At 52.3% G+C, this 20,805-nt stretch carries 23 protein-coding genes and 1 tRNA gene; 14 read left to right on the top strand and 10 right to left on the bottom strand.

Annotated features, from left to right (window positions below):
• Positions 1–182 (top strand): TfoX/Sxy family DNA transformation protein (locus tag FEK43_RS01705; RefSeq protein ID WP_171020813.1); only part of this gene is annotated, 182 nt, incomplete at its 5' end.
• Here FEK43_RS01705 and yccS read toward each other — a convergent pair.
• Together yccS and FEK43_RS01715 are read right to left on the bottom strand one after the other, a co-directional pair.
• Complete coding sequence (yccS, locus tag FEK43_RS01710; protein WP_130205383.1) at positions 145–2,307, bottom strand: YccS family putative transporter; 2,163 nt, start codon at positions 2,305–2,307, stop codon at positions 145–147. The two genes, FEK43_RS01705 and yccS, sit on opposite strands and share 38 nt — an antisense overlap.
• 9 nt (positions 2,308–2,316) lie before the next feature.
• Positions 2,317–2,763: a YccF domain-containing protein gene (locus FEK43_RS01715; protein WP_064528407.1), complete on the bottom strand. Its 447-nt coding sequence runs from the start codon at positions 2,761–2,763 to the stop codon at positions 2,317–2,319.
• Positions 2,764–2,885: 122 nt separating this feature from the next.
• Between FEK43_RS01715 and helD the strand changes: the two genes are divergently transcribed.
• A complete protein-coding gene (gene helD, locus FEK43_RS01720; protein ID WP_138158434.1) occupies positions 2,886–4,940 on the top strand; it encodes a DNA helicase IV in 2,055 nt (684 codons plus the stop codon).
• 31 nt (positions 4,941–4,971) lie between these two features.
• On the opposite strand, the gene mgsA is transcribed toward helD, so the two are convergent.
• Complete coding sequence (gene mgsA / locus FEK43_RS01725; protein ID WP_064528411.1) at positions 4,972–5,430, bottom strand: methylglyoxal synthase; 459 nt, start codon at positions 5,428–5,430, stop codon at positions 4,972–4,974.
• Between the two features lie 95 nt (positions 5,431–5,525).
• On the bottom strand, positions 5,526–6,188 hold the full coding sequence (locus FEK43_RS01730) for a DUF2057 family protein (protein WP_130205387.1): 663 nt from the start codon (positions 6,186–6,188) through the stop codon (positions 5,526–5,528).
• A 172-nt stretch (positions 6,189–6,360) separates the two neighbouring features.
• Here FEK43_RS01730 and FEK43_RS01735 point away from each other — a divergent pair, with 172 nt between their 5' ends.
• Positions 6,361–6,774, top strand: a complete 414-nt coding sequence (locus FEK43_RS01735) for a CoA-binding protein (protein ID WP_064528416.1) — start codon at positions 6,361–6,363, stop codon at positions 6,772–6,774.
• Between the two features lie 44 nt (positions 6,775–6,818).
• Here the strand turns inward: FEK43_RS01735 and hspQ are convergent, their stop codons facing one another.
• Positions 6,819–7,136, bottom strand: coding sequence for a heat shock protein HspQ (gene hspQ, locus FEK43_RS01740; RefSeq protein ID WP_001295356.1), 318 nt, complete (start codon positions 7,134–7,136; stop codon positions 6,819–6,821).
• 57 nt (positions 7,137–7,193) lie between these two features.
• A complete protein-coding gene (gene rlmI, locus FEK43_RS01745; RefSeq protein ID WP_135406335.1) occupies positions 7,194–8,384 on the bottom strand; it encodes a 23S rRNA (cytosine(1962)-C(5))-methyltransferase RlmI in 1,191 nt (396 codons plus the stop codon).
• A 94-nt stretch (positions 8,385–8,478) separates the two neighbouring features.
• Between rlmI and yccX the strand changes: the two genes are divergently transcribed.
• Positions 8,479–8,757 (top strand): acylphosphatase, encoded by a 279-nt coding sequence (yccX, locus tag FEK43_RS01750; RefSeq protein WP_000048252.1) that lies wholly within the window; start codon positions 8,479–8,481, stop codon positions 8,755–8,757.
• Here the strand turns inward: yccX and tusE are convergent.
• The 3 genes from tusE to FEK43_RS01765 all read right to left on the bottom strand — a co-directional run bounded on the left by tusE (position 8,754) and on the right by FEK43_RS01765 (position 10,120).
• Positions 8,754–9,083, bottom strand: coding sequence for a sulfurtransferase TusE (tusE, locus tag FEK43_RS01755; protein ID WP_000904443.1), 330 nt, complete (start codon positions 9,081–9,083; stop codon positions 8,754–8,756). The two genes, yccX and tusE, sit on opposite strands and share 4 nt — an antisense overlap.
• A gap of 91 nt (positions 9,084–9,174) precedes the next feature.
• Positions 9,175–9,834: an FtsH protease modulator YccA gene (yccA, locus tag FEK43_RS01760; protein ID WP_135406336.1), complete on the bottom strand. Its 660-nt coding sequence runs from the start codon at positions 9,832–9,834 to the stop codon at positions 9,175–9,177.
• Between the two features lie 198 nt (positions 9,835–10,032).
• Positions 10,033–10,120: transfer RNA gene (locus FEK43_RS01765), tRNA-Ser, on the bottom strand.
• A 404-nt stretch (positions 10,121–10,524) separates the two neighbouring features.
• Between FEK43_RS01765 and hyaA the strand changes: the two genes are divergently transcribed.
• From hyaA to FEK43_RS01820, 10 genes are all read left to right on the top strand, one after another.
• On the top strand, positions 10,525–11,643 hold the full coding sequence (gene hyaA / locus FEK43_RS01775; RefSeq protein ID WP_010344442.1) for a hydrogenase 1 small subunit: 1,119 nt from the start codon (positions 10,525–10,527) through the stop codon (positions 11,641–11,643).
• Positions 11,640–13,433 (top strand): Ni/Fe-hydrogenase large subunit, encoded by a 1,794-nt coding sequence (hyaB, locus tag FEK43_RS01780; RefSeq protein ID WP_130260792.1) that lies wholly within the window; start codon positions 11,640–11,642, stop codon positions 13,431–13,433. Before hyaA ends, hyaB begins: the two co-directional genes overlap by 4 nt.
• A gap of 18 nt (positions 13,434–13,451) precedes the next feature.
• Positions 13,452–14,162, top strand: a complete 711-nt coding sequence (hyaC, locus tag FEK43_RS01785) for a Ni/Fe-hydrogenase b-type cytochrome subunit (protein ID WP_130205393.1) — start codon at positions 13,452–13,454, stop codon at positions 14,160–14,162.
• Positions 14,159–14,746 (top strand): hydrogenase 1 maturation protease, encoded by a 588-nt coding sequence (gene hyaD, locus FEK43_RS01790; protein WP_130205395.1) that lies wholly within the window; start codon positions 14,159–14,161, stop codon positions 14,744–14,746. Before hyaC ends, hyaD begins: the two co-directional genes overlap by 4 nt.
• Positions 14,743–15,141, top strand: coding sequence for a hydrogenase-1 operon protein HyaE (hyaE, locus tag FEK43_RS01795; protein WP_135406337.1), 399 nt, complete (start codon positions 14,743–14,745; stop codon positions 15,139–15,141). Before hyaD ends, hyaE begins: the two co-directional genes overlap by 4 nt.
• A complete protein-coding gene (locus FEK43_RS01800; RefSeq protein ID WP_135406338.1) occupies positions 15,138–15,995 on the top strand; it encodes a hydrogenase expression/formation protein in 858 nt (285 codons plus the stop codon). The genes hyaE and FEK43_RS01800 overlap by 4 nt, the downstream gene beginning before the upstream one ends.
• A 134-nt stretch (positions 15,996–16,129) precedes the next feature.
• Positions 16,130–17,674, top strand: coding sequence for a cytochrome bd-II oxidase subunit 1 (gene appC / locus FEK43_RS01805; protein WP_131162308.1), 1,545 nt, complete (start codon positions 16,130–16,132; stop codon positions 17,672–17,674).
• Between the two features lie 11 nt (positions 17,675–17,685).
• Complete coding sequence (appB, locus tag FEK43_RS01810; protein ID WP_135406339.1) at positions 17,686–18,822, top strand: cytochrome d ubiquinol oxidase subunit II; 1,137 nt, start codon at positions 17,686–17,688, stop codon at positions 18,820–18,822.
• 12 nt (positions 18,823–18,834) lie between these two features.
• On the top strand, positions 18,835–18,927 hold the full coding sequence (gene cbdX, locus FEK43_RS01815; RefSeq protein WP_032161491.1) for a cytochrome bd-II oxidase subunit CbdX: 93 nt from the start codon (positions 18,835–18,837) through the stop codon (positions 18,925–18,927).
• 81 nt (positions 18,928–19,008) lie between these two features.
• A complete protein-coding gene (locus tag FEK43_RS01820) occupies positions 19,009–20,319 on the top strand; it encodes an AppA family phytase/histidine-type acid phosphatase (protein ID WP_135406340.1) in 1,311 nt (436 codons plus the stop codon).
• On the opposite strand, the gene cspH is transcribed toward FEK43_RS01820, so the two are convergent.
• On the bottom strand, positions 20,307–20,519 hold the full coding sequence (cspH, locus tag FEK43_RS01825) for a cold shock-like protein CspH (RefSeq protein ID WP_130205408.1): 213 nt from the start codon (positions 20,517–20,519) through the stop codon (positions 20,307–20,309). The two genes, FEK43_RS01820 and cspH, sit on opposite strands and share 13 nt — an antisense overlap.
• Positions 20,520–20,805: the final 286 nt, after the last annotated feature.

Genomic DNA, 20,805 nt, shown 5'->3' on the forward strand with positions numbered 1-20,805 from the left:
TTTTTGTTGACCACTACATACGGCAGCATAACAGCCTGGTGACAGAAAAGATTCTGTTCATGCTTGAAGGCGCAATTATCGGTATTCATGAAGCTGCGCTCCCGGTGGCACGCCGCCAGGAGCTTGCAGAATGGGCAGATTCTATTACACCGAAACAGGAGTTTCCTGAGGAACTTGAGTAATCCGGCGTTGCAGACGGCCAATTTCTGGCAGTAATGCAATCAGTAACCCGATTTGCTGTACGACCAGAGGTTCTTTGCTGTCTGCCCGCGGTTCAAGTTGTTGCATCCGCTGTTTCAGGCCAGCTAATGCCTGATTGACGCGTTCTTCATCGGCAGGTTGATGATGTAGCGCGTCATCAACATAGCAAACTGCGTCATCAAGAAACGCCAGAATTTCAGGGTTGGTTAACTGCTCGCGGTGTGCGCCGAGGGCAGAAATATAGCTGGTAAAAGTATGGTTAAGGCACAGTAAACGGAACGCGTCATCGCGAATTTGCGGTGTGACGTTCGGTTCACTGGACATATTCGACACCACCGACGCCAGTTCAGCATCACGGTTGTGAGCATCGCGTCGGGCAATACGATACGCCAGACGGTTGTCACGCCCCTGATGATATTGCTCAAGAATGGCATCGAGATAACGGCAGTTAGCATCCGTCGCGCGTTCAAGCATTCGCGGCAAATTACGAAACCGCCAGTCGGGCCAGATGTAGCTCACCGCCGCCCATGCTATTGCACAGCCGATCAGCGTATCGATTACGCGAGGCAGCGCGACTTCAAAACCTTCACCCAGCAAGTTGAAGCACAGTAACACCAGAAGCGTAATGAACATCGTGGCATGAGCGTATTGCACGTTACGGAAGGCAAAAAAGAGCACGCCGGTAATCACCAGCAGCACCAGTTGTCCTTCCAGTGACGGAACAAACCACAGCACAGGAATACCAATCGCAATACCCACCAACGTACCAATAATCCTTAACTTCAGACGGTGGCGCGTGGCGTTATAGTTTGGCTGGCAGACAAACAGACTTGTCAGCAAGATCCAATACCCGTGATGCATTCCGGTTATCTGAATGATGGCGTAACCAACACACAATACCAGCGACATTCTCACTGCATGGCGAAATAGTGCAGACTCCGGCGTTAAGTTACGTTTAAGACGCAGCCAGATATCGCTAAACCCGCGAGGGCTGTCGTCGGCGAGTTCATTTTCGTCTGCATTGGGGGGCAGCGCCTGGGCTTGTTCTGATTCAATAGTCGCCAGTTGGGCATCTATGGCACGTAAATTGTTCAGCAGGAATCCCAGTATTTTTAGCAGATCGGCGGGCGCACCATTTTCGCGCATCCGCTCAAGTGCGGCGTCAATATGCGTAAAAGCGCGTTCAAAATGTGGATCGTGCTGATAAGGCTGACGCAGCAAAATACAGCGTGACAATTGTTGGCAAGCTTGTCCCTGCATCGACATCAGGCGCTGGAAGCGGAACAGCACATCGCTGTGGCGAAAATGTTCTCGCAGCGTTTGATACTGAATATGTGAAGAACTTGCCCGCTCGTGGATATCCTGCGCTACAAAATAGTAATGTAGTGTACGACGCGTTCCCCGCTGACCGCGGTCGCCGCGTAAGCGGGTCAGCAACGAGATTTTCGTCTGGTTCAGCGTCACCATAAGTTGCCCGTTGGCGAGCGCCAAATCATACAGCGGTGCCTGGCTTTCATCCTCAATATCAGGATCAAACATACGTGACTTGAGTTCCAGATACCGCGCCAGTTGTTCATAACAACGAGCCAGGTTGTCCTGCAACGGGCGGACAGGGAACAGCAAATGACCAATAAGCGTCAGGATGTTGTACCAAACCGCACCAGCAAGCAGATAGATAGGCTGCTGATACCAGTGCTCATACAGGGAGGTTCCCAGCATCGTGTAAATGGCAATCAGCAATGCACCGAAAGCGATGGTCGCATAGCGTTGACCCAGACCGCCGAGCAAAATGAAGCCGCTGGTGGAGAGCGTTAAACCAATGGCGAACAGCCAGGGCCACGGAAATAACAGCTCTACTGAAGCCGAGGCAATAAAAAAACAGAACAGCGTAATAATGAGATTACGCAGACGTCCCGCCAGTCGGTCGTCGAGATCGGTCAGTGCTGCCGCCACCATTCCGAGAGTCAGCGGAATCGTAAGTTTTACATCACCCAGCCACCACGGAAACGCAGTGGTGCCGCAAAGTGCGATAAAAATGCGCGCGTAATACAGCCAGGTGCTGTTCCAGGTATAGCGTTTGAGCAAAGGACTTAGCATAAAGGCCATAATGTTGGATTATTGGAAACGGCGACGTGCATTGGCTTCACGCGCAGCTTGAGCTGTTTCTACCGATACCACGCGGCGTCCGACCGGCCACAGAGCAATAGCGGCAATTTTAAAGTTCGCAATACCAACCGGAATACCAATGATGGAAATGCATTGCGCGATACCTGTTGCGATATGCATCAGACATAGCCACCAGCCGAAGAAAATCAGCCAGAAAATATTCAGCACCGTACCGCCAGTGTTAAGCAGCACATTTTTGCCTGCCGGGTTTAGTTCATCGACATGAATAGCTTCATTGCCATAAGGCAGCAGAGACAGTTTGGTTATCTCCCAGCAGGACCGTGTCAGCGGTAAGGTGAAAATCAGCACAATACTGACCAGGGTCGCTAACAGCCAGCCAAGAGTGGTGGCGAATCCGCCAAGCACAAAGTTCAGAATGTTCAAAACGGTACGCATAAAACCTCGCTTTACTGTGGTTTTCAGTAATGGGCGGCAATTGTAACGTTTTTTTGGGCTGGAGCACGTTTTCTCTGGCGGTTACACTGATAAGAAATGACATCGTGTGGATCTACAGAGACATGGAACTGAAAGCGACAACTCTTGGCAAACGTCTGGCACAGCACCCTTACGATCGGGCGGTGATCCTCAATGCCGGGATAAAAGTTTCCGGCGATCGCCACGAATACCTTATTCCTTTCAATCAATTACTGGCTATTCACTGCAAACGTGGTTTGGTATGGGGTGAGCTGGAATTTGTATTGCCTGATGAAAAAGTCGTGCGTCTGCATGGCACTGAATGGGCAGAGACGCAGCGTTTTCACCATCATCTTGATGCTCACTGGCGGCGCTGGAGCGAGGAAATGAGCGAAATTGCCGCTGGCGTATTGCAGCAACAACTGGATCTTATTGCTGCTCGCACTGGAGAAAATAAATGGCTGACGCGGGAGCAAACCACTGGGGTACAGCAACAAATTCGTCAGGCTTTATCAGCGTTGCCATTACCGGTTAATCGCCTGGAGGAATTTGATAACTGTCGTGAGGCGTGGCGCAAATGTCAGGCCTGGCTGAAAGATATTGAAGGCAGTCGGTTGCAGCATAATCAGGCGTATACCGAAACCATGCTTAACGAACATGCGGATTTTTTCCGTCAGGTTGAGTCTTCACCGCTTAATCCGGCGCAGGCCCGGGCGGTGGTTAATGGTGAGCATTCCCTGTTAGTGCTGGCTGGCGCAGGAAGCGGAAAAACGTCTGTGCTGGTGGCGCGCGCTGGCTGGTTACTGGCGCGTGGTGAAGCATTACCCGAGCAAATTTTATTGCTGGCGTTTGGCCGAAAAGCGGCGGAAGAGATGGACGAGCGGATCCGCGAACGGCTGCATACCGAAGAGATTACCGCGCGCACGTTTCATTCTCTGGCCCTGCATATTATTCAGCAAGGTAGCAAAAAAGTACCGACAGTCAGCAACCTGGAAAATGACACCGCAGCCCGCCATGAACTCTTTATTGCTGAGTGGCGTAAGCAGTGTAGTGAAAAGAAAGCACAGGCGAAGGGCTGGCGACAATGGTTGATGGAAGAACTGCAGTGGTCAGTGCCAGAAGGCAACTTCTGGGATGATGAAAAATTGCAGCGTCGTCTCGCATCTCGCCTCGATCGCTGGGTCAGTCTGATGCGGATGCACGGCGGCGCGCAGGCTGAAATGATTGCCAGTGCGCCAGAAGAGATTCGGGAACTGTTCAGTAAACGAATCAAATTGATGGCACCGTTGCTGAAAGCCTGGAAAGGTGCGCTGAAAGCGGAAAACGCTGTCGATTTTTCAGGTCTGATTCATCAGGCGATTGCTATCCTTGAGAAAGGGCGGTTTATCAGCCCGTGGAAACATATTCTGGTTGATGAATTCCAGGACATCTCCCCACAGCGAGCGGCCTTGCTGGCAGCATTGCGTAAACAAAATAGTCAGACAACGTTGTTTGCCGTTGGCGATGACTGGCAGGCTATTTACCGCTTCAGCGGCGCGCAAATGTCGCTCACCACGGCCTTCCATGAAAACTTCGGTGAAGGCGATCGCTGTGATTTAGACACGACTTACCGTTTCAATAGCCGTATCGGAGAGGTGGCAAACCGTTTTATTCAGCAGAACCCTAATCAGTTGAAAAAACCGCTGAATAGCTTAACGAATGGTGACAAAAAAGCCGTCACCTTGTTGGATGAGAGTCAGCTTGACGCTTTACTGGACAAGCTATCTGGTTATGTCAAACCCGAAGAGCGCATTCTGGTACTAGCGCGTTACCATCATCTGAAGCCCGTTACTCTGGATAAAGCCACGACGCGCTGGCCGAAGCTGCAAATCGACTTTATGACCATTCATGCCAGCAAAGGGCAACAGGCCGACTACGTCATCATCGTTGGTTTGCAGGAGGGGAGTGATGGCTTCCCGGCTGTGGCGCGTGAGTCCATTATGGAAGAGGCGCTACTGCCGCCAGTAGAGGACTATCCGGACGCCGAAGAACGGCGATTAATGTACGTTGCGCTCACTCGCGCACGGCATCGGGTTTGGGTACTGTTCAGCAAAGAGAATCCTTCTCCCTTTGTGGACGACCTGAAAAAACTGGATGTACCGGTAGCAAGGAAACCGTAAGAAACAGGCGGCGAGTGCCGCCTGTGCGAACTTACTTCAGGCGTTCTGCGAGATAACGCTGATAATCCGGGATCAGAATATCTACAGCGTCGTTGAAATGTGGTGACTGGATGATGAAATCAGCCGTTGCCACGTTGGTGGCGACCGGAATGTTCCACACCGTCGCCAGACGCAGCAACGCTTTCACGTCGGGGTCGTGTGGTACAGCATTCAGCGGGTCCCAGAAGAAAATCAGCACATCAATTTTCCCTTCTGAGATCAATGCGCCAACCTGCTGATCGCCGCCCATCGGGCCGCTCAGCATCGCGTTGACGTTCATTCCTGTCGCGCGGGAAATTAAGTTACCCGTGGTGCCCGTTGCATAAAGTTCGTGCTGCTCCAGAAGCGGCTGATGCCGTTCCACCCAGCTCATGAGCATTTGCTTGCAGTGATCATGTGCCACCAGCGCAATATGTTTACGCGCCGCCATTGTGCGAGTTGTCAGTTCCATAATTTACATCCGTAGTTAACTTTCCTACAGACTACTGTAAGCACTTATCGCTGCAAGATAAAGACTGAAAAAGCCTGCGCACAGGCACAAAAATCTCAGGAAGAAGGTTGTTTTTCCGCCCATTGCAGAAAGTTATTACGCGTTTGTGGGTCAGCCAGTTTAAACCAATACTTCAGCCGTTGTTCAGTGAGCACCTGTGACTGCGGAGGAATCGCATCCAGTTCCGAAACGCCGGAGAGCAGTGTACTGTCGTCCGCCATCATAGTGGCAAATTGCGGTAGCGAAGCGCGTTTTGCGGATTTGTTATAGCGTTCGACTTCCAGCTCATAATCGATTGTTTTCCCGGCAGAGGTAATGGCGAGAATATCCAGTTTCACCGGAATCGGCGTCGCATCGCCATCTAACAATTCAAGGTTCGGCGCTGCGTCAAAATGGTTCGCTTCTCGTTCATTCTCCAGGCGAGGGAGACGAAAATTCACCTGACTAATGAGCTGGGTATTAAAGCTAACGACCAGCGGCGGGGAGATATAAAGTCGTTCTTCGTTACTGGAAAGATGGATTGTCTTTTCAACGCGAAACACTAACTGATGTGGTCCATTATCCAGTTCGATGCTATCAGCACCGCGAAGCAGAGAACTGGAAACCTTTTTGCCGTCGAGTATCAGGAGATCAACATCGCTGGATAGCCGCAGTGTGGTGGCAAAAACGGATACCGGCAAACACAGTGCAATCAAGGTGGTCATAATGCCGGTTTTCATAGGTAGCTCCTGTCCAAAGACCGCCCGACTAATAATGTATCAAAATTTTTCTTTAATCATACTTACTAACATATAGACATGTTTTCTGCTTTTGCTCTCATACATTCGTAGTAGCTACATGGTTGGCATGTCGGGATTGTCGTACACTTTGGTAAATAGTCTGGAGGAAATGATGAAAGAAACCGATATTGCAGGTATTTTAACGTCCACTCGTACCATTGCGCTGGTGGGAGCAAGTGACAAACCCGATCGTCCAAGTTATCGCGTAATGAAGTATCTGCTCGATCAGGGCTATCACGTTATTCCCGTCTCCCCAAAGGTCGCCGGTAAAACGCTGTTAGGCCAGCAAGGTTACGGCACGCTGGCGGAGGTTCCGGAAAAAGTGGATATGGTCGATGTTTTCCGTAATTCAGAAGCAGCATGGGGCGTGGCGCAGGAGGCGATCGCTATTGGTGCGAAAACCTTATGGATGCAACTGGGTGTTATAAATGAACAGGCGGCAGTGCTGGCGCGTGATGCAGGGCTAAACGTGGTGATGGATCGCTGCCCGGCGATTGAGATCCCTCGTCTGGGCCTGGCGAAATAAAAAATACCCGGAAGGCGAAAACCTTCCGGGCATGTTTATGAGGATTAGTTACGCAGACGCGGCGCCTGGAGTTGTTTGCGGATAGTCTGCGCTAGCTCATCCATTGACGGTTGCTCTGGATGTTCATCCTGCAATTCGCTACTTAGCTGGGCTTCAGCCAGGTAGGTATGAACCGGTAGGCCGTTGTCATCCTCCATCACCACGTGATACCACGGAGCGGCGCGAAGCTCGTCATTCACCGCCAGCTCATCAGGCGACGGTTCAGAGAGCGAGTAAACCGGGTCGATATCCACGACCACTCCGAGATAACCTAACAGGGAATGGCGGACCTGCTGGCCGATACCGAATTTGCTGGCAATCATAGTCACCTCCCGGGAAATCTTTACCTTTGATATATGGGCAAAATTTCACTTTTCAAGTTACATGACGCGACAGGCAAACCCTTTCAGATATAGCCCTTCCGGGTAGGTAGCGATCACCGGGTGATCGGCGGCCTGACGGAACTGCTCTATAAATTGTACATCACGACCGGCATCAATTGCGGCGTCAGCGATGATTTTCTGAAATAAATCGCTGGTCATCAGGCCAGAACATGAGAAAGTCAGGAGAACTCCGCCTTCATTCAACAGCTGAATGGCCAGCATGTTGATGTCTTTATAGCCACGGCATGCGCCCATCAACTGGCTTTTATTCTCAACAAACTTCGGCGGGTCCATCACGATAACGTCAAATTTTTCACCGCGATCGCGATAGGTACGCAGCAATTTAAAGACGTCATCACGGACAAACTCAGCCTTGCTCAGATCCAGCTTGTTCAGCTCAACGTTCTGCCGCGCGATATCCAGGACTTCCTGCGAAGTATCAACACTGACTACCTGGCTGCATCCACCCATTAATGCCGAGACGGCGAAACCACCGGTATAGGAGAAACAGTTGAGTACGCGTTTATTTTCAACGTAGCGGCGGGTAGCCAGGCGGCTGTCACGCTGGTCCAGGTAGTAGCCCGTTTTGTGGCCGTGTTGAATGTCCACCAGCAGCTTCATACCGTGTTCTTCAATCGGCAGCAGGGCAGGCGGCAGCTCGCCGGTAACGGGGCCCTGGGTCAGTTCCATACCTTCTTTTTTACGTACAGCGACGTCGCTGCGGTCGTAAATTGTGCACTCCGGATAGAGCGTTTGCAGGGCGCTAATTAATGCCGCGCGCTGATACTCTGCGCCAGCACTCAGCAGTTGCAGCACCAGAAAATTGCCGAAGCGGTCGATAGTAATGCCAGGCAGGCCATCAGATTCGCCAGCAATTAAACGATAGCTGTCGAGGCCATCTTTTTTCGCCAGCCAGTCGCGCCACTTTTGCGCCTGTTGTAAACGGCGAGTAAAAAAGGCAATGTCGATGGATTCTGACGGGTCAAACGTCCAGACGCGCGCACGGATTTGCGATGCTGGCGAATAAGCGCCGCGTGCTAACCATTTTCCCTGATGATCAACAATATCGATGGTTTCTCCGAGGCTGGCTTTACCTTCCATTCGGGCAACGGCGCCGGAAAAGACCCACGGATGGCGACGAAGTAATGATTTTTCGCGCCCTTTGGCTAACACTAAACGTACACTCATAATTAACTATTCTGTCGATGCAAAGAAATGGGCGCCATTGTCCGGAGTTTTCCATGGATTTGCAACGCGTCCATTAAGGATAAGGGGAGCAGTCATGTCGAAAGTCTGCATAATTGCCTGGGTATACGGCCGGGTTCAGGGGGTAGGATTTCGCTATACCACCCAGTACGAAGCGAAAAGATTGGGATTAACCGGTTACGCCAAAAATCTTGACGATGGCAGCGTGGAAGTCGTTGCCTGCGGTGAAGAAGGGCAGGTGGAAAAATTAATGCAGTGGTTAAAAAGCGGCGGCCCGCGTTCAGCGCGTGTGGAGCGGGTGCTTAGCGAGCCGCATCATCCCTCCGGGGAGTTAACGGATTTTCGTATTCGTTAAATGCATTTCACCGGTTTAGGCAGGCCAGCAATTTTGGTGGCTTGCTTTGCCGGGCCTTTCGGGAACAGTCGGTACAGATAGCGGCTGTTGCCTTTCTCTTCACCAAATTTATTCGCCATCGCTTTAACCAGCATACGAATTGCCGGAGAGGTATTAAATTCCAGGTAGAAGTCACGTACAAAACGCACCACCTCCCAGTGTTCTGGCGACAGTGTAATACCTTCGTTCTCTGCAATGACCACCGCCAGTGGTTCGCTCCACTGGCTACTCTCTTTGAGATAGCCTTCGGTATCGGTTTCTATCTCTTTACCTTCGAAGATCAGCATAATTATTTACTACCTTAGTCAGACTGACGGCAGTGTAACAAAAAACAAAGCCCCGCATAAAGCGAGGCTCAGAAAGAGATAGCGGGCGAGATTAATCGCGGCTGGCGAAGCCCAGAATGCTCAACAGGCTAACGAAGATGTTATACAGCGACACATACAGGCTCACAGTGGCACGAATGTAGTTTGTTTCACCGCCGTGGATGATGTTGCTGGTTTCAAACAGAATTGCGCCAGAGGAGATCAGAATGAACACCGCGCTGATCGCCAGATGCAGAGCAGGCAGTTGCAGGAAGATATTCGCTACCATCCCGATCAGGACAACAACAATACCTGCCATCAGCATACCGCCGAGGAACGACATATCTTTGCGAGTGGTCAGCACATACGCAGAGCAGCAGAAGAACACTAATGCCGTACCGCCCAACGCCATGGCAATTACGTCACCCATTCCGGCAGACAGATAGGTGTTCAGAATTGGCCCGAGGATATAACCCAGAAAACCGGCAAACGCGAACGCGGAGATAATCCCGGTCGGCTTATTCGCCGTTTTATAGGTCAGGAACATCAAACCATACATACCCACCAGCGTCAGAATCAGCCCCGGAGATGGCAGCATCAGAACCGTACTGGCCGTCGCGGTAATCGCCGAAAAGGCCAGTGTCAGGCTCAGGAGAAAATAGGTATTACGCAGCACCTTATGGGTGCTAAGCAGCGATGTACGGTCATGTGAAGAACTAACAATACGATCCATTGAGTCACTCTCTATGACAGATGTAATTAATGAAGCAGCATAATGATAATGCCGAAAGCTACCCAGAGGTTTTACCCATCTTTACGCATTTGATCTGGAACAGGTTTAGCAGAGGATGGTTAAGCCACTGAGTGTGGTATAGCATTTTGACAGGCAAAAGAAAAAGGGGTTAGCATTTAGCTAACCCCTTATCTTATTTGGCGGAAGCGCAGAGATTCGAACTCTGGAACCCTTTCGGGTCGCCGGTTTTCAAGACCGGTGCCTTCAACCGCTCGGCCACACTTCCGGAATGACGCGAACTATAAACATCCCGATGCGTCGTGTAAACCCCCAATTTGTTTGTTTGCTTGAAAAACAGACAAATGCGCGTTGATTGCGTGAAATAACAGCAATTTGGGTATTCTGTCGCCATAAAAATGAGCTCGTAATCGTTCTGCGCCAAACCTTAAGGAAAATAAGGCCCATTTTTATCGCTAAAAGACAAATCCACACAGTTTGTATTGTTTTGTGCAAAAGTTTCACTACGCTTTATTAACAATACTTTCTGGCGACGTGCGCCAGTGCAGAAGGATGAGCTTTCGTTTTCAGCCTCTCACGTAAAACGATGGTTTGCCTTGCTACAGGGACGTCGCTTGCCGACCATATGCGCCCGGCGTCCTGCTGGTGTCGCAAGGAGAAGAGACGTGCGATATGAATAACGAGGAGACATTTTACCAGGCCATGCGGCGTCAGGGGGTCACCCGGCGCAGCTTTCTCAAATATTGCAGTCTGGCTGCAACCTCGCTGGGATTAGGCGCGGGAATGGCACCAAAGATTGCCTGGGCGCTGGAAAATAAACCGCGCATTCCGGTGGTGTGGATCCACGGTCTGGAATGCACCTGCTGTACCGAATCTTTTATCCGCTCCGCTCACCCACTGGCGAAGGATGTCATTCTTTCCCTTATTTCTCTCGACTACGACGATACTCTGATGGCTGCTGCCGGAACTCAGGCGGAAGAAGTCTTTGAAGACATCATCACACAATACAATGGCAAATATATCCTTGCGGTAGAGGGCAATCCGCCACTGGGCGAGCAGGGGATGTTCTGTATCAGCAGCGGTAGGCCGTTTATTGAAAAACTCAAACGTGCCGCTGCAGGAGCCAGTGCGATTATCGCATGGGGAACCTGCGCTTCATGGGGCTGCGTGCAGGCCGCGCGGCCCAATCCGACGCAGGCAACGCCTATCGACAAAGTCATCACCGACAAACCTATTATCAAAGTGCCAGGCTGCCCGCCGATCCCGGATGTGATGAGCGCCATCATTACTTACATGGTGACGTTCGATCGCCTGCCGGATGTCGACAGAATGGGGCGTCCGCTGATGTTCTATGGTCAGCGTATTCACGATAAATGCTATCGCCGCGCCCACTTCGACGCCGGAGAGTTTGTGCAGAGTTGGGATGATGACGCGGCGCGTAAAGGTTACTGCCTGTACAAAATGGGCTGCAAAGGGCCAACTACGTATAACGCCTGCTCCTCTACCCGCTGGAACGATGGCGTTTCCTTCCCGATTCAGTCTGGTCACGGTTGTCTTGGCTGTTCTGAAAATGGCTTCTGGGATCGCGGCTCGTTCTACAGCCGCGTGGTCGATATTCCGCAAATGGGGACTCACTCCACCGCCGATACCGTCGGTTTAACCGCGCTTGGCGTGGTGGCTGCGGCGGTTGGCGTACATGCAGTCGCCAGCGCCGTTGACCAGCGCAGACGTCATAACCAGCAACTTGCAGAAGCAGAACAACAGCCGGGCAACGAGGATAAACAGGCATGAGCACTCAGTACGAAACTCAGGGATACACCATCAACAATGCCGGACGTCGCCTGGTGGTTGATCCAATCACGCGCATCGAAGGCCATATGCGCTGCGAAGTAAATATCAACGATCAGAATGTGATAACCAATGCCGTCTCCTGCGGCACTATGTTTCGCGGGCTGGAGATCATCCTGCAAGGGCGCGATCCGCGCGATGCGTGGGCGTTCGTTGAACGTATCTGCGGCGTCTGTACCGGCGTACACGCTCTGGCTTCGGTTTACGCCATCGAAGATGCCATCGGTATTAAAGTGCCGGACAACGCCAATATCATCCGCAATATTATGCTGGCAACGCTCTGGTGCCACGATCACCTGGTGCATTTCTATCAGCTCGCCGGGATGGACTGGATCGATGTGTTAGATGCGTTGAAAGCCGATCCGCGGAAAACCTCCGAACTGGCGCAAAGCCTCTCTTCGTGGCCGAAATCGTCCCCTGGCTATTTCTTCGACGTACAAAACCGACTGAAGAAATTTGTTGAAGGCGGGCAGTTGGGGATCTTCCGTAACGGCTACTGGGGCCATCCGCAATATAAACTGCCGCCAGAAGCCAACCTGATGGGCTTTGCCCACTATCTCGAAGCTCTCGATTTTCAGCGTGAAATTGTCAAAATCCACGCGGTCTTTGGCGGTAAAAACCCTCATCCAAACTGGATTGTCGGCGGGATGCCATGCGCAATTAACATTGACGAAAGCGGCGCGGTCGGCGCGGTCAATATGGAACGCCTGAACCTGGTGCAGTCGATTATCACCCGTACGGCGGACTTCATTAATAACGTGATGATCCCCGACGCTTTAGCCATCGGCCAGTTCAACAAACCGTGGAGCGAAATCGGCACGGGCCTTTCGGATCAATGCGTCCTCAGCTACGGTGCGTTCCCCGATATCGCCAACGACTTTGGCGAAAAAAGTCTGCTGATGCCTGGCGGCGCAGTAATTAACGGCGACTTCAAAAACGTGCTGCCAGTAGATTTAGTGGATCCGCAGCAGGTGCAGGAGTTTGTCGATCACGCCTGGTATCGTTATCCCGACGATCGGGTTGGACGTCATCCCTTCGATGGTATTACCGATCCGTGGTACAACCCCGGCGATGTCAAAGGCAGTGATACTAACATTCAGCAACTGAATGAACAGGAACGCTACTCGTGGATCAAAGCGCCACGCTGGCGCGGTCATGCGATGGAAGTGGGGCCGCTGGCGCGCACGTTGATCGCTTACCACAAAGGCGATGCGGCAACCGTTGAGTCTGTCGATCGCATGATGTCGGCACTGAACCTGCCGCTTTATGGCATCCAGTCAACGTTGGGCCGCATTTTGTGCCGCGCGCACGAAGCGCAGTGGGCCGCAGGTAAGTTGCAATACTTCTTTGACAAGCTGATGACCAACCTGAAAAACGGCAACCTCGCCACCGCCTCCACTGAAAAATGGGAGCCTGCTACCTGGCCGAAAGAGTGCCGGGGCGTCGGTTTTACCGAAGCGCCGCGCGGGGCGTTAGGTCACTGGGCCGCCATTCGCGATGGCAAGATTGATCTCTATCAGTGCGTGGTGCCGACCACCTGGAACGCCAGCCCGCGCGATCCCAAAGGGCAAATTGGTGCGTATGAAGCGGCGCTGATGAACACCAAAATGGCTATTCCTGAACAGCCGCTGGAAATCCTGCGTACTTTGCACAGCTTCGACCCGTGCCTCGCCTGTTCAACTCACGTGCTAGGCGACGATGGCAGCGAGCTTATCTCCGTGCAGGTGCGTTAACAGCGAAGGAGAATCATCATGCAACAGAAAAGCGACAACGTTGTCAGCCACTATGTCTTTGAAGCGCCCGTGCGGATCTGGCACTGGCTGACGGTGCTGTGCATGGCAGTGTTGATGGTTACTGGCTACTTTATTGGTAAACCGCTGCCTTCGGTCAGCGGCGAGGCGACTTATCTGTTCTACATGGGGTACATCCGGTTAATTCACTTCAGTGCTGGGATGATTTTTACCGTGATATTACTGATGCGGATCTACTGGGCATTTGTCGGTAATCGCTACTCACGCGAGCTGTTCATCGTGCCGGTGTGGCGTAAACGCTGGTGGTTGGGCGTGTGGTATGAAATCCGCTGGTATCTGTTTCTGGCAAAACGCCCGAGTGCTGATATTGGTCATAATCCCATCGCCCAGGCCGCGATGTTCGGCTATTTCCTGATGTCCGTTTTTATGATCGTCACCGGTTTTGCGCTGTTCAGCGAACATAGTCAGTATGCCATCTTCACACCGTTCCGTTACGTGGTGGAATTTTTCTACTGGACGGGCGGCAACTCAATGGACATTCACAGCTGGCATCGGCTGGGGATGTGGCTGATTGGCGCGTTTGTGATCGGTCATGTGTATATGGCGCTGCGTGAAGACATCATGTCTGATGACACGGTGATCTCCACTATGGTGAATGGCTACCGCAGCCACAAATTTTTTAAAGTCAAAAGCAACAAGGAGCGTTCATGAGCGAGCAACGCGTGGTGGTAATGGGGCTGGGTAACCTGCTGTGGGCCGATGAAGGCTTCGGCGTGCGGGTGGCAGAACGGCTGTATGCCCATTATCACTGGCCCGAGGAAGTGGAGATTGTTGATGGCGGCACTCAGGGGCTGAACTTGCTGGGCTATGTCGAAAGCGCCAGCCACTTGTTGATTCTCGATGCCATTGATTATGGGCTGGAGCCAGGAACGCTACGAACCTATGTCGGAGAACGTATTCCGGCCTATCTCAGCGCGAAGAAAATGAGCCTGCACCAGAACAGTTTCTCCGAAGTGCTGGCGCTGGCAGATATCCGCGGACATCTGCCAGCACATATTGCCCTCGTCGGCCTGCAACCCGCGATGCTCGACGACTACGGCGGCAGCCTGAGCGAACTGGCGCGAGAGCAACTGCCCGCTGCGGAACAGGCGGCGCTGGTACAGCTGGCTGAGTGGGGAGTTGTACCGCAACCGACTGAGGAGTCTCGTTGTCTCAATTATGACTGTCTGTCGATGGAAAATTACGAAGGCGTTCGCTTGCGCCAGTACCGGATGACGCTGGAGGAGCAGGGATGAGCAACGACACGCCATTTGATGCGTTGTGGCAACGAATGCTGGCGCGCGGCTGGACGCAGGTTAGTGAATCCTGTCTTGATGACTGGCTTACGCAAGCGCCAGACGGCGTGGTGTTGTTAAGCTGTGACCCAAAACGGACGCCTGAAGTCAGCGACAATCCGGTAATGATCGGCGAGCTACTGCGCGAGTTTCCAGACTATGTGTGGAAGGTGGCGATTGCCGATCTTGAGCAAAGCGAAGTCATTGGCGATCGCTTTGGTGTTTTTCGCTTTCCCGCCACCCTGGTGTTTACCGGCGGTAGCTATCGCGGCGTGTTGAACGGCATCCACCCGTGGGCGGAGCTGATAAACCTGATGCGTGGGCTTGTCGAACCGCAACAGGAGCGAGCCTCATGAGCGACACTTTCTTCCATCTGCTGGGACCGGGAACACAACCTGGCGACGACAGTTTCAGTATGAATCCACTGCCGATTACCTGTCAGGTGAATGATGAACCAAGTATGGCGGCACTGGAGCAATGTGCTCACAGCCCGCAGGTGATGGCGCTGTTAAACGAGTTGCAACATCAACTAAGCGAACGTCAGCTGCCGTTGGGCGAGGTGCTGGCAGTCGATCTGTTAAATCTCAACGCCGACGATCGTCATTTCATCAATACGCTGCTTGGGGAAGGGGAAGTATCAGTGCGCATCCAGCACGCTGACGGCAGTGAAAGTGAAATTCAGGAGGCGATATTCTGTGGATTATGGCGTGTACGCAGACGTCGCGGCGAACAGTTGCTGGAGGACACACTGGAGGCTGGCTGCGCGCCGCTGGCGTTGTGGCAGGCGGCAACGCAAAACGCGCTGCCGACAGATTCGCTATTACCGCCCCCCATCAATGGCCTGATGAATGGCTTACCGCTGGCCCATGAGTTGCTGGCGCATGTACGAAACCCCGACGCGCAGCCGCACAGTATTAATCTGACGCAGCTACCCATCAGCGAGGCTGATCGGCTTTTTCTGTCGCGTCTTTGCGGACCGGGAAATATTCAGATTCGGACCATTGGCTACGGCGAGAGCTATATCAATGCTACGGGATTACGCCATGTCTGGCATTTACGCTGTATGGACACCTTAAAAGGCCCCCTGCTTGAGAGTTATGAAATCTGCCCGATACCCGAAGTTGTGCTGGCTGCGCCGGAAGATCTGGCGGACTCTGCGCAGCGTCTCGGCGAGGTTTGTCAGTGGCTGGAGGAAAGCGCACAACAGTAAAAACGGTGGCAAATATCGCTTTCGGTCCTGTGAATATCGCAATTAGCGAATACAACTACCTACAAACTGTAAGGATAAAAAGAGGGATCTACTATTAAAGGGTTATTACCCTCTCTTCGCCTACAGGAGTTAGCATGTGGGATGTTATTGACTTATCGCGCTGGCAGTTTGCGCTGACCGCGCTGTATCACTTTTTATTTGTGCCCCTTACCCTGGGGCTGATTTTTTTGCTGGCCATCATGGAAACTATTTACGTGGTTACCGGCAAAACAATCTACCGCGATATGACGCGTTTCTGGGGTAAGCTCTTCGGTATCAACTTTGCTCTCGGCGTGGCCACCGGCCTGACGATGGAGTTTCAGTTTGGTACTAACTGGTCATTCTATTCCAACTATGTGGGCGACATTTTCGGCGCACCGCTGGCGATGGAAGCATTAATGGCCTTCTTCCTCGAATCCACTTTTGTTGGTCTGTTCTTCTTCGGCTGGCAACGCCTGAACAAATATCAACACCTGTTGGTCACCTGGCTGGTGGCATTCGGTTCAAATATCTCCGCATTGTGGATCTTGAATGCCAATGGCTGGATGCAGTTCCCGACCGGGGCGCATTTCGATATCGATACCCTGCGTATGGAGATGACCAGCTTCAGCGATCTGGTCTTTAACCCTGTCAGCCAGGTGAAATTTGTGCACACGGTGATGGCAGGTTATGTGACCGGGGCGATGTTCATTATGGCGATCAGCGCGTGGTATTTGCTGCGTGGGCGGGAGCGCGACGTTGCACTCCGCTCGTTTGCCATCGGTTCTGTCTTCGGGACCCTGGCGATAATCGGCGCGCTGCAACTCGGAGACAGCTCTGCATATGAAGTCGCACGAGTACAGCCGGTAAAACTGGCGGCAATGGAAGGGGAGTGGCAAACTGAACCTGCACCCGCGCCGTTCCATCTCGTTGCCTGGCCGGAACAGGATCAAGAACGCAACGCTTTTGCCATTAAAATCCCGGCCCTGTTAGGGATCCTCGCCACTCATTCATTGGATAAACCTGTTCCCGGGCTGAAAAATTTGATGGCCGAAACCTACCCACGGCTGCAACGCGGACGCATAGCCTGGCTGTTAATGCAGGAGATATCGCAGGGCAACCGCGAGCCGCATGTATTACAGGCGTTTCGCGAGTTAGAAGGCGATCTCGGTTACGGCATGCTGCTCTCTCGTTATGCACCGGATATGAATCATGTCACTGCTGCGCAGTACCAGGCTGCGATGCGTGGCGCAATCCCGCAAGTTGCGCCGGTATTCTGGAGTTTCCGCATCATGGTTGGCTGCGGTTCGCTGCTGTTACTGGTGATGCTGATTGCGCTTGTCCAGACGCTGCGCGGCAAAATCGATCAACATCGCTGGGTGCTGAAAATGGCGCTCTGGAGTTTGCCACTGCCGTGGATTGCCATTGAAGCCGGGTGGTTTATGACCGAGTTTGGTCGTCAGCCGTGGGCGATTCAGGACATCTTACCGACATACTCCGCGCACTCTGCATTAACCACGGGCCAACTGGCCTTCTCTCTGATCATGATCGTAGGACTTTACACCCTGTTCTTAATCGCCGAAGTCTACCTGATGCAGAAATATGCCCGCCTGGGGCCGAGTGCGATGCAGAGTGAACAACCAGCGCAGCAACAGGGGTAAAGGAGAGAGTTATGTTTGATTATGAAACATTACGGTTCATCTGGTGGCTGCTGATGGGCGTCATCCTGGTGGTCTTTATGGTCACCGACGGATTTGATATGGGGATCGGTTGTCTGCTGCCACTGGTGGCGCGTGACGATGATGAACGCCGGATAGTGATCAACAGCGTTGGCGCTCACTGGGAGGGTAACCAGGTCTGGCTGATCCTCGCAGGTGGGGCATTATTTGCCGCCTGGCCCAGAGTCTACGCAGCGGCGTTTTCTGGCTTTTATGTGGCGATGATCCTGGTGCTGTGCTCGCTGTTCTTCCGCCCGTTAGCTTTTGATTATCGCGGCAAAATAGCGGATGCCCGCTGGCGCAAAATGTGGGATGCCGGTCTGGTCATTGGTAGTCTGGTCCCGCCTGTGGTCTTTGGTATTGCGTTTGGTAACTTGTTACTTGGCGTGCCGTTTAGCTTCACACCACAATTACGCGTGGAGTATCTCGGTAGCTTCTGGCAGTTGCTGACGCCATTCCCTTTGCTGTGCGGCTTGCTCAGTCTGGGGATGGTGATTTTGCAAGGGGGCGTCTGGTTGCAGCTGAAAACCGTTGGCGCTATTCATCTGCGTTCACAACTGGCGACCAAACGCGCCGCGCTGCTGGTGATGCTCTGCTTCCTGCTGGCGGGATACTGGCTGTGGGTCGGTATTGATGGCTTTGTGTTACTCGCTCAGGATGTCAACGGTCCGTCCAATCCACTGATGAAAATGGTGACGGTACTGCCAGGCACCTGGATGAATAACTTCATCGAATCGCCAGTCTTGTGGATCTTCCCACTGCTCGGCTTCTTCTGCCCGTTACTGACAGCGATGGCAATTTATCGTGGTCGCCCCGGTTGGGGATTTCTGATGGCGTCATTGATGCAATTTGGTGTGATTTTCACCGCTGGCGTTACGTTATTTCCCTTTGTTATGCCTTCGAGTATCAGTCCGATATCCAGCCTGACCGTGTGGGACAGTACCTCCAGCCAACTGACACTTATCATTATGTTAGTAATTGTACTGATATTTTTGCCAATAGTGTTGCTCTACACTCTATGGAGCTACTACAAAATGTGGGGTCGTATGACGACTGAAACTCTGCGCCGTCACGATCATGAGCTGTACTAAGGAGCATGAACAATGTGGTATCTATTGTGGTTCGTCGGCATTTTGTTGATGTGTTCGCTTTCTACCGTCGTGTTGGTATGGCTGGATCCGCGCCTGAAGGGATGACTGGGCGCACAACGAACTTAGGCCTGATACGACGCGTCGCATCAGGCAGTCATGTCGGATATGAAAAACGGAAACATATCGATGAAAGCGATTTTGATCCCATTTTTATCTCTTCTGATTCCGTTAACCTCGCCACCTGCATTCGCTCAGAGTGAGCCGGAACTGAAGCTGGAGCGGGTGGTGATTGTCAGCCGTCATGGCGTGCGTGCGCCCACCAAAGCCACGCCACTCATGCAGGATGTCACTCCAGACACATGGCCTGAGTGGCCGGTGAAATTGGGCTGGTTGACCCCGCGTGGCGGCGAACTGGTCACTTATCTTGGACATTATCAACGCCAACGCCTGGTTGCTGACGGTTTACTGGCAAAAAATGGCTGCCCGAAACCTGATCAGGTTGCGATTATTGCGGATGTCGATGAACGTACGCGTAAAACAGGTGAAGCCTTTGCTGCCGGGCTGGCACCCAACTGTACGATTACAGTCCATACCCAGCCAGATACTTCCCGGCCCGATCCCTTGTTTAATCCCCTTAAAACTGGCGTTTGCCAACTGGATAAGACCAACGTTACCGAGACTATTCTCAGTAGAGCAGGGGGATCGATAGCGGAGTTTACCGAGCATCGGCAAACCGCATTTCGCGAACTGGAGCAGGTTCTCAATTTCCAGCAATCAAATCTGTGCCTTAAACGAGACAATCAGGACGAAAGTTGTACGCTGACTCAGGCATTGCCGTCCGAACTCAAAGTGAGGGATGACAATGTATCTCTGACCGGTGCGGCAAGTCTGGCTTCAATGCTGACGGAGATATTTCTCCTGCAACAGGCACAGGGAATGCCGGAGCCTGGCTGGGGGCGAATTACTGATTCACACCAGTGGAACACCTTGCTAAGTCTGCATAACGCGCAGTTTTATTTGCTGCAACGGACACCAGAGGTTGCCCGTAGTCGCGCCACGCCGTTGCTGGATTTAGTGCTGACGGCGCTGACGCCAAATAACACGCAACAACAGGTTTATGGCGTGACATTACCCACTTCGCTGCTATTTATTGCCGGACACGACACTAATCTGGCGAATCTGGGGGGCGCGCTAGAGCTTAACTGGACGCTACCAGGCCAGCCGGATAATACCCCACCGGGGGGCGAACTGGTTTTTGAACGTTGGCGGCGACTTAGTGATAACAGCCAGTGGATTCAGGTATCGCTGGTATTCCAGACCCTACAGCAGATGCGTGACAAAACGCCGCTATCATTAAATACGCCGCCCGGAGAGGTGAAACTGACACTGGCAGGATGTGAAGAACGAAATGCGCAGGGCATGTGTTCGTTGGCTGGTTTTACGCAAATCGTGAATGAAGCACGCATTCCGGCATGCACTCTCCATCAGGACAAATAAACATTTGCCGCTGAGGGGCCACGCAGGCCATTGACGCGGCAAAATTCCACGCGTAACCCTGGGGTGAGCACTTCTGCGTCGCGGGGGGTGAATGCGGAAATATGGACCTGGACTTCTTTACGACCGTCGGAGGGGATGATGAATCCTTTGCCGCTTTTGCGATCAAAGGTTTTGACAATTCCTGTCATTTTACGGGACAAACAAATTCCTTACTGATAAATCTGCGCTGCACTATACGGTCTAAATAAAATAAAGCCAGTTTTATTTAAGACCGCTGGACGGCCAAAATAAAGTTTGCTTAATATTATTTATCATGCGTTAATAGCTGCGTCGGTTTGAAAGACAGACATCATACAAAGTAGTTTACTAAAGCAGTTCTCATTATCAGGCATTATCCCCTTCTTTTGAGTCTCTCTCCTGAACACTAAGTAGTTTCTGTATTAAAGCCCTGTTTGCCGAAAGGCCCAAAATGAAGGAAGTAATAAT

This window comes from Escherichia sp. E2562 (genome assembly GCF_005781075.1).
In the GTDB taxonomy this organism is placed as follows: domain Bacteria; phylum Pseudomonadota; class Gammaproteobacteria; order Enterobacterales; family Enterobacteriaceae; genus Escherichia.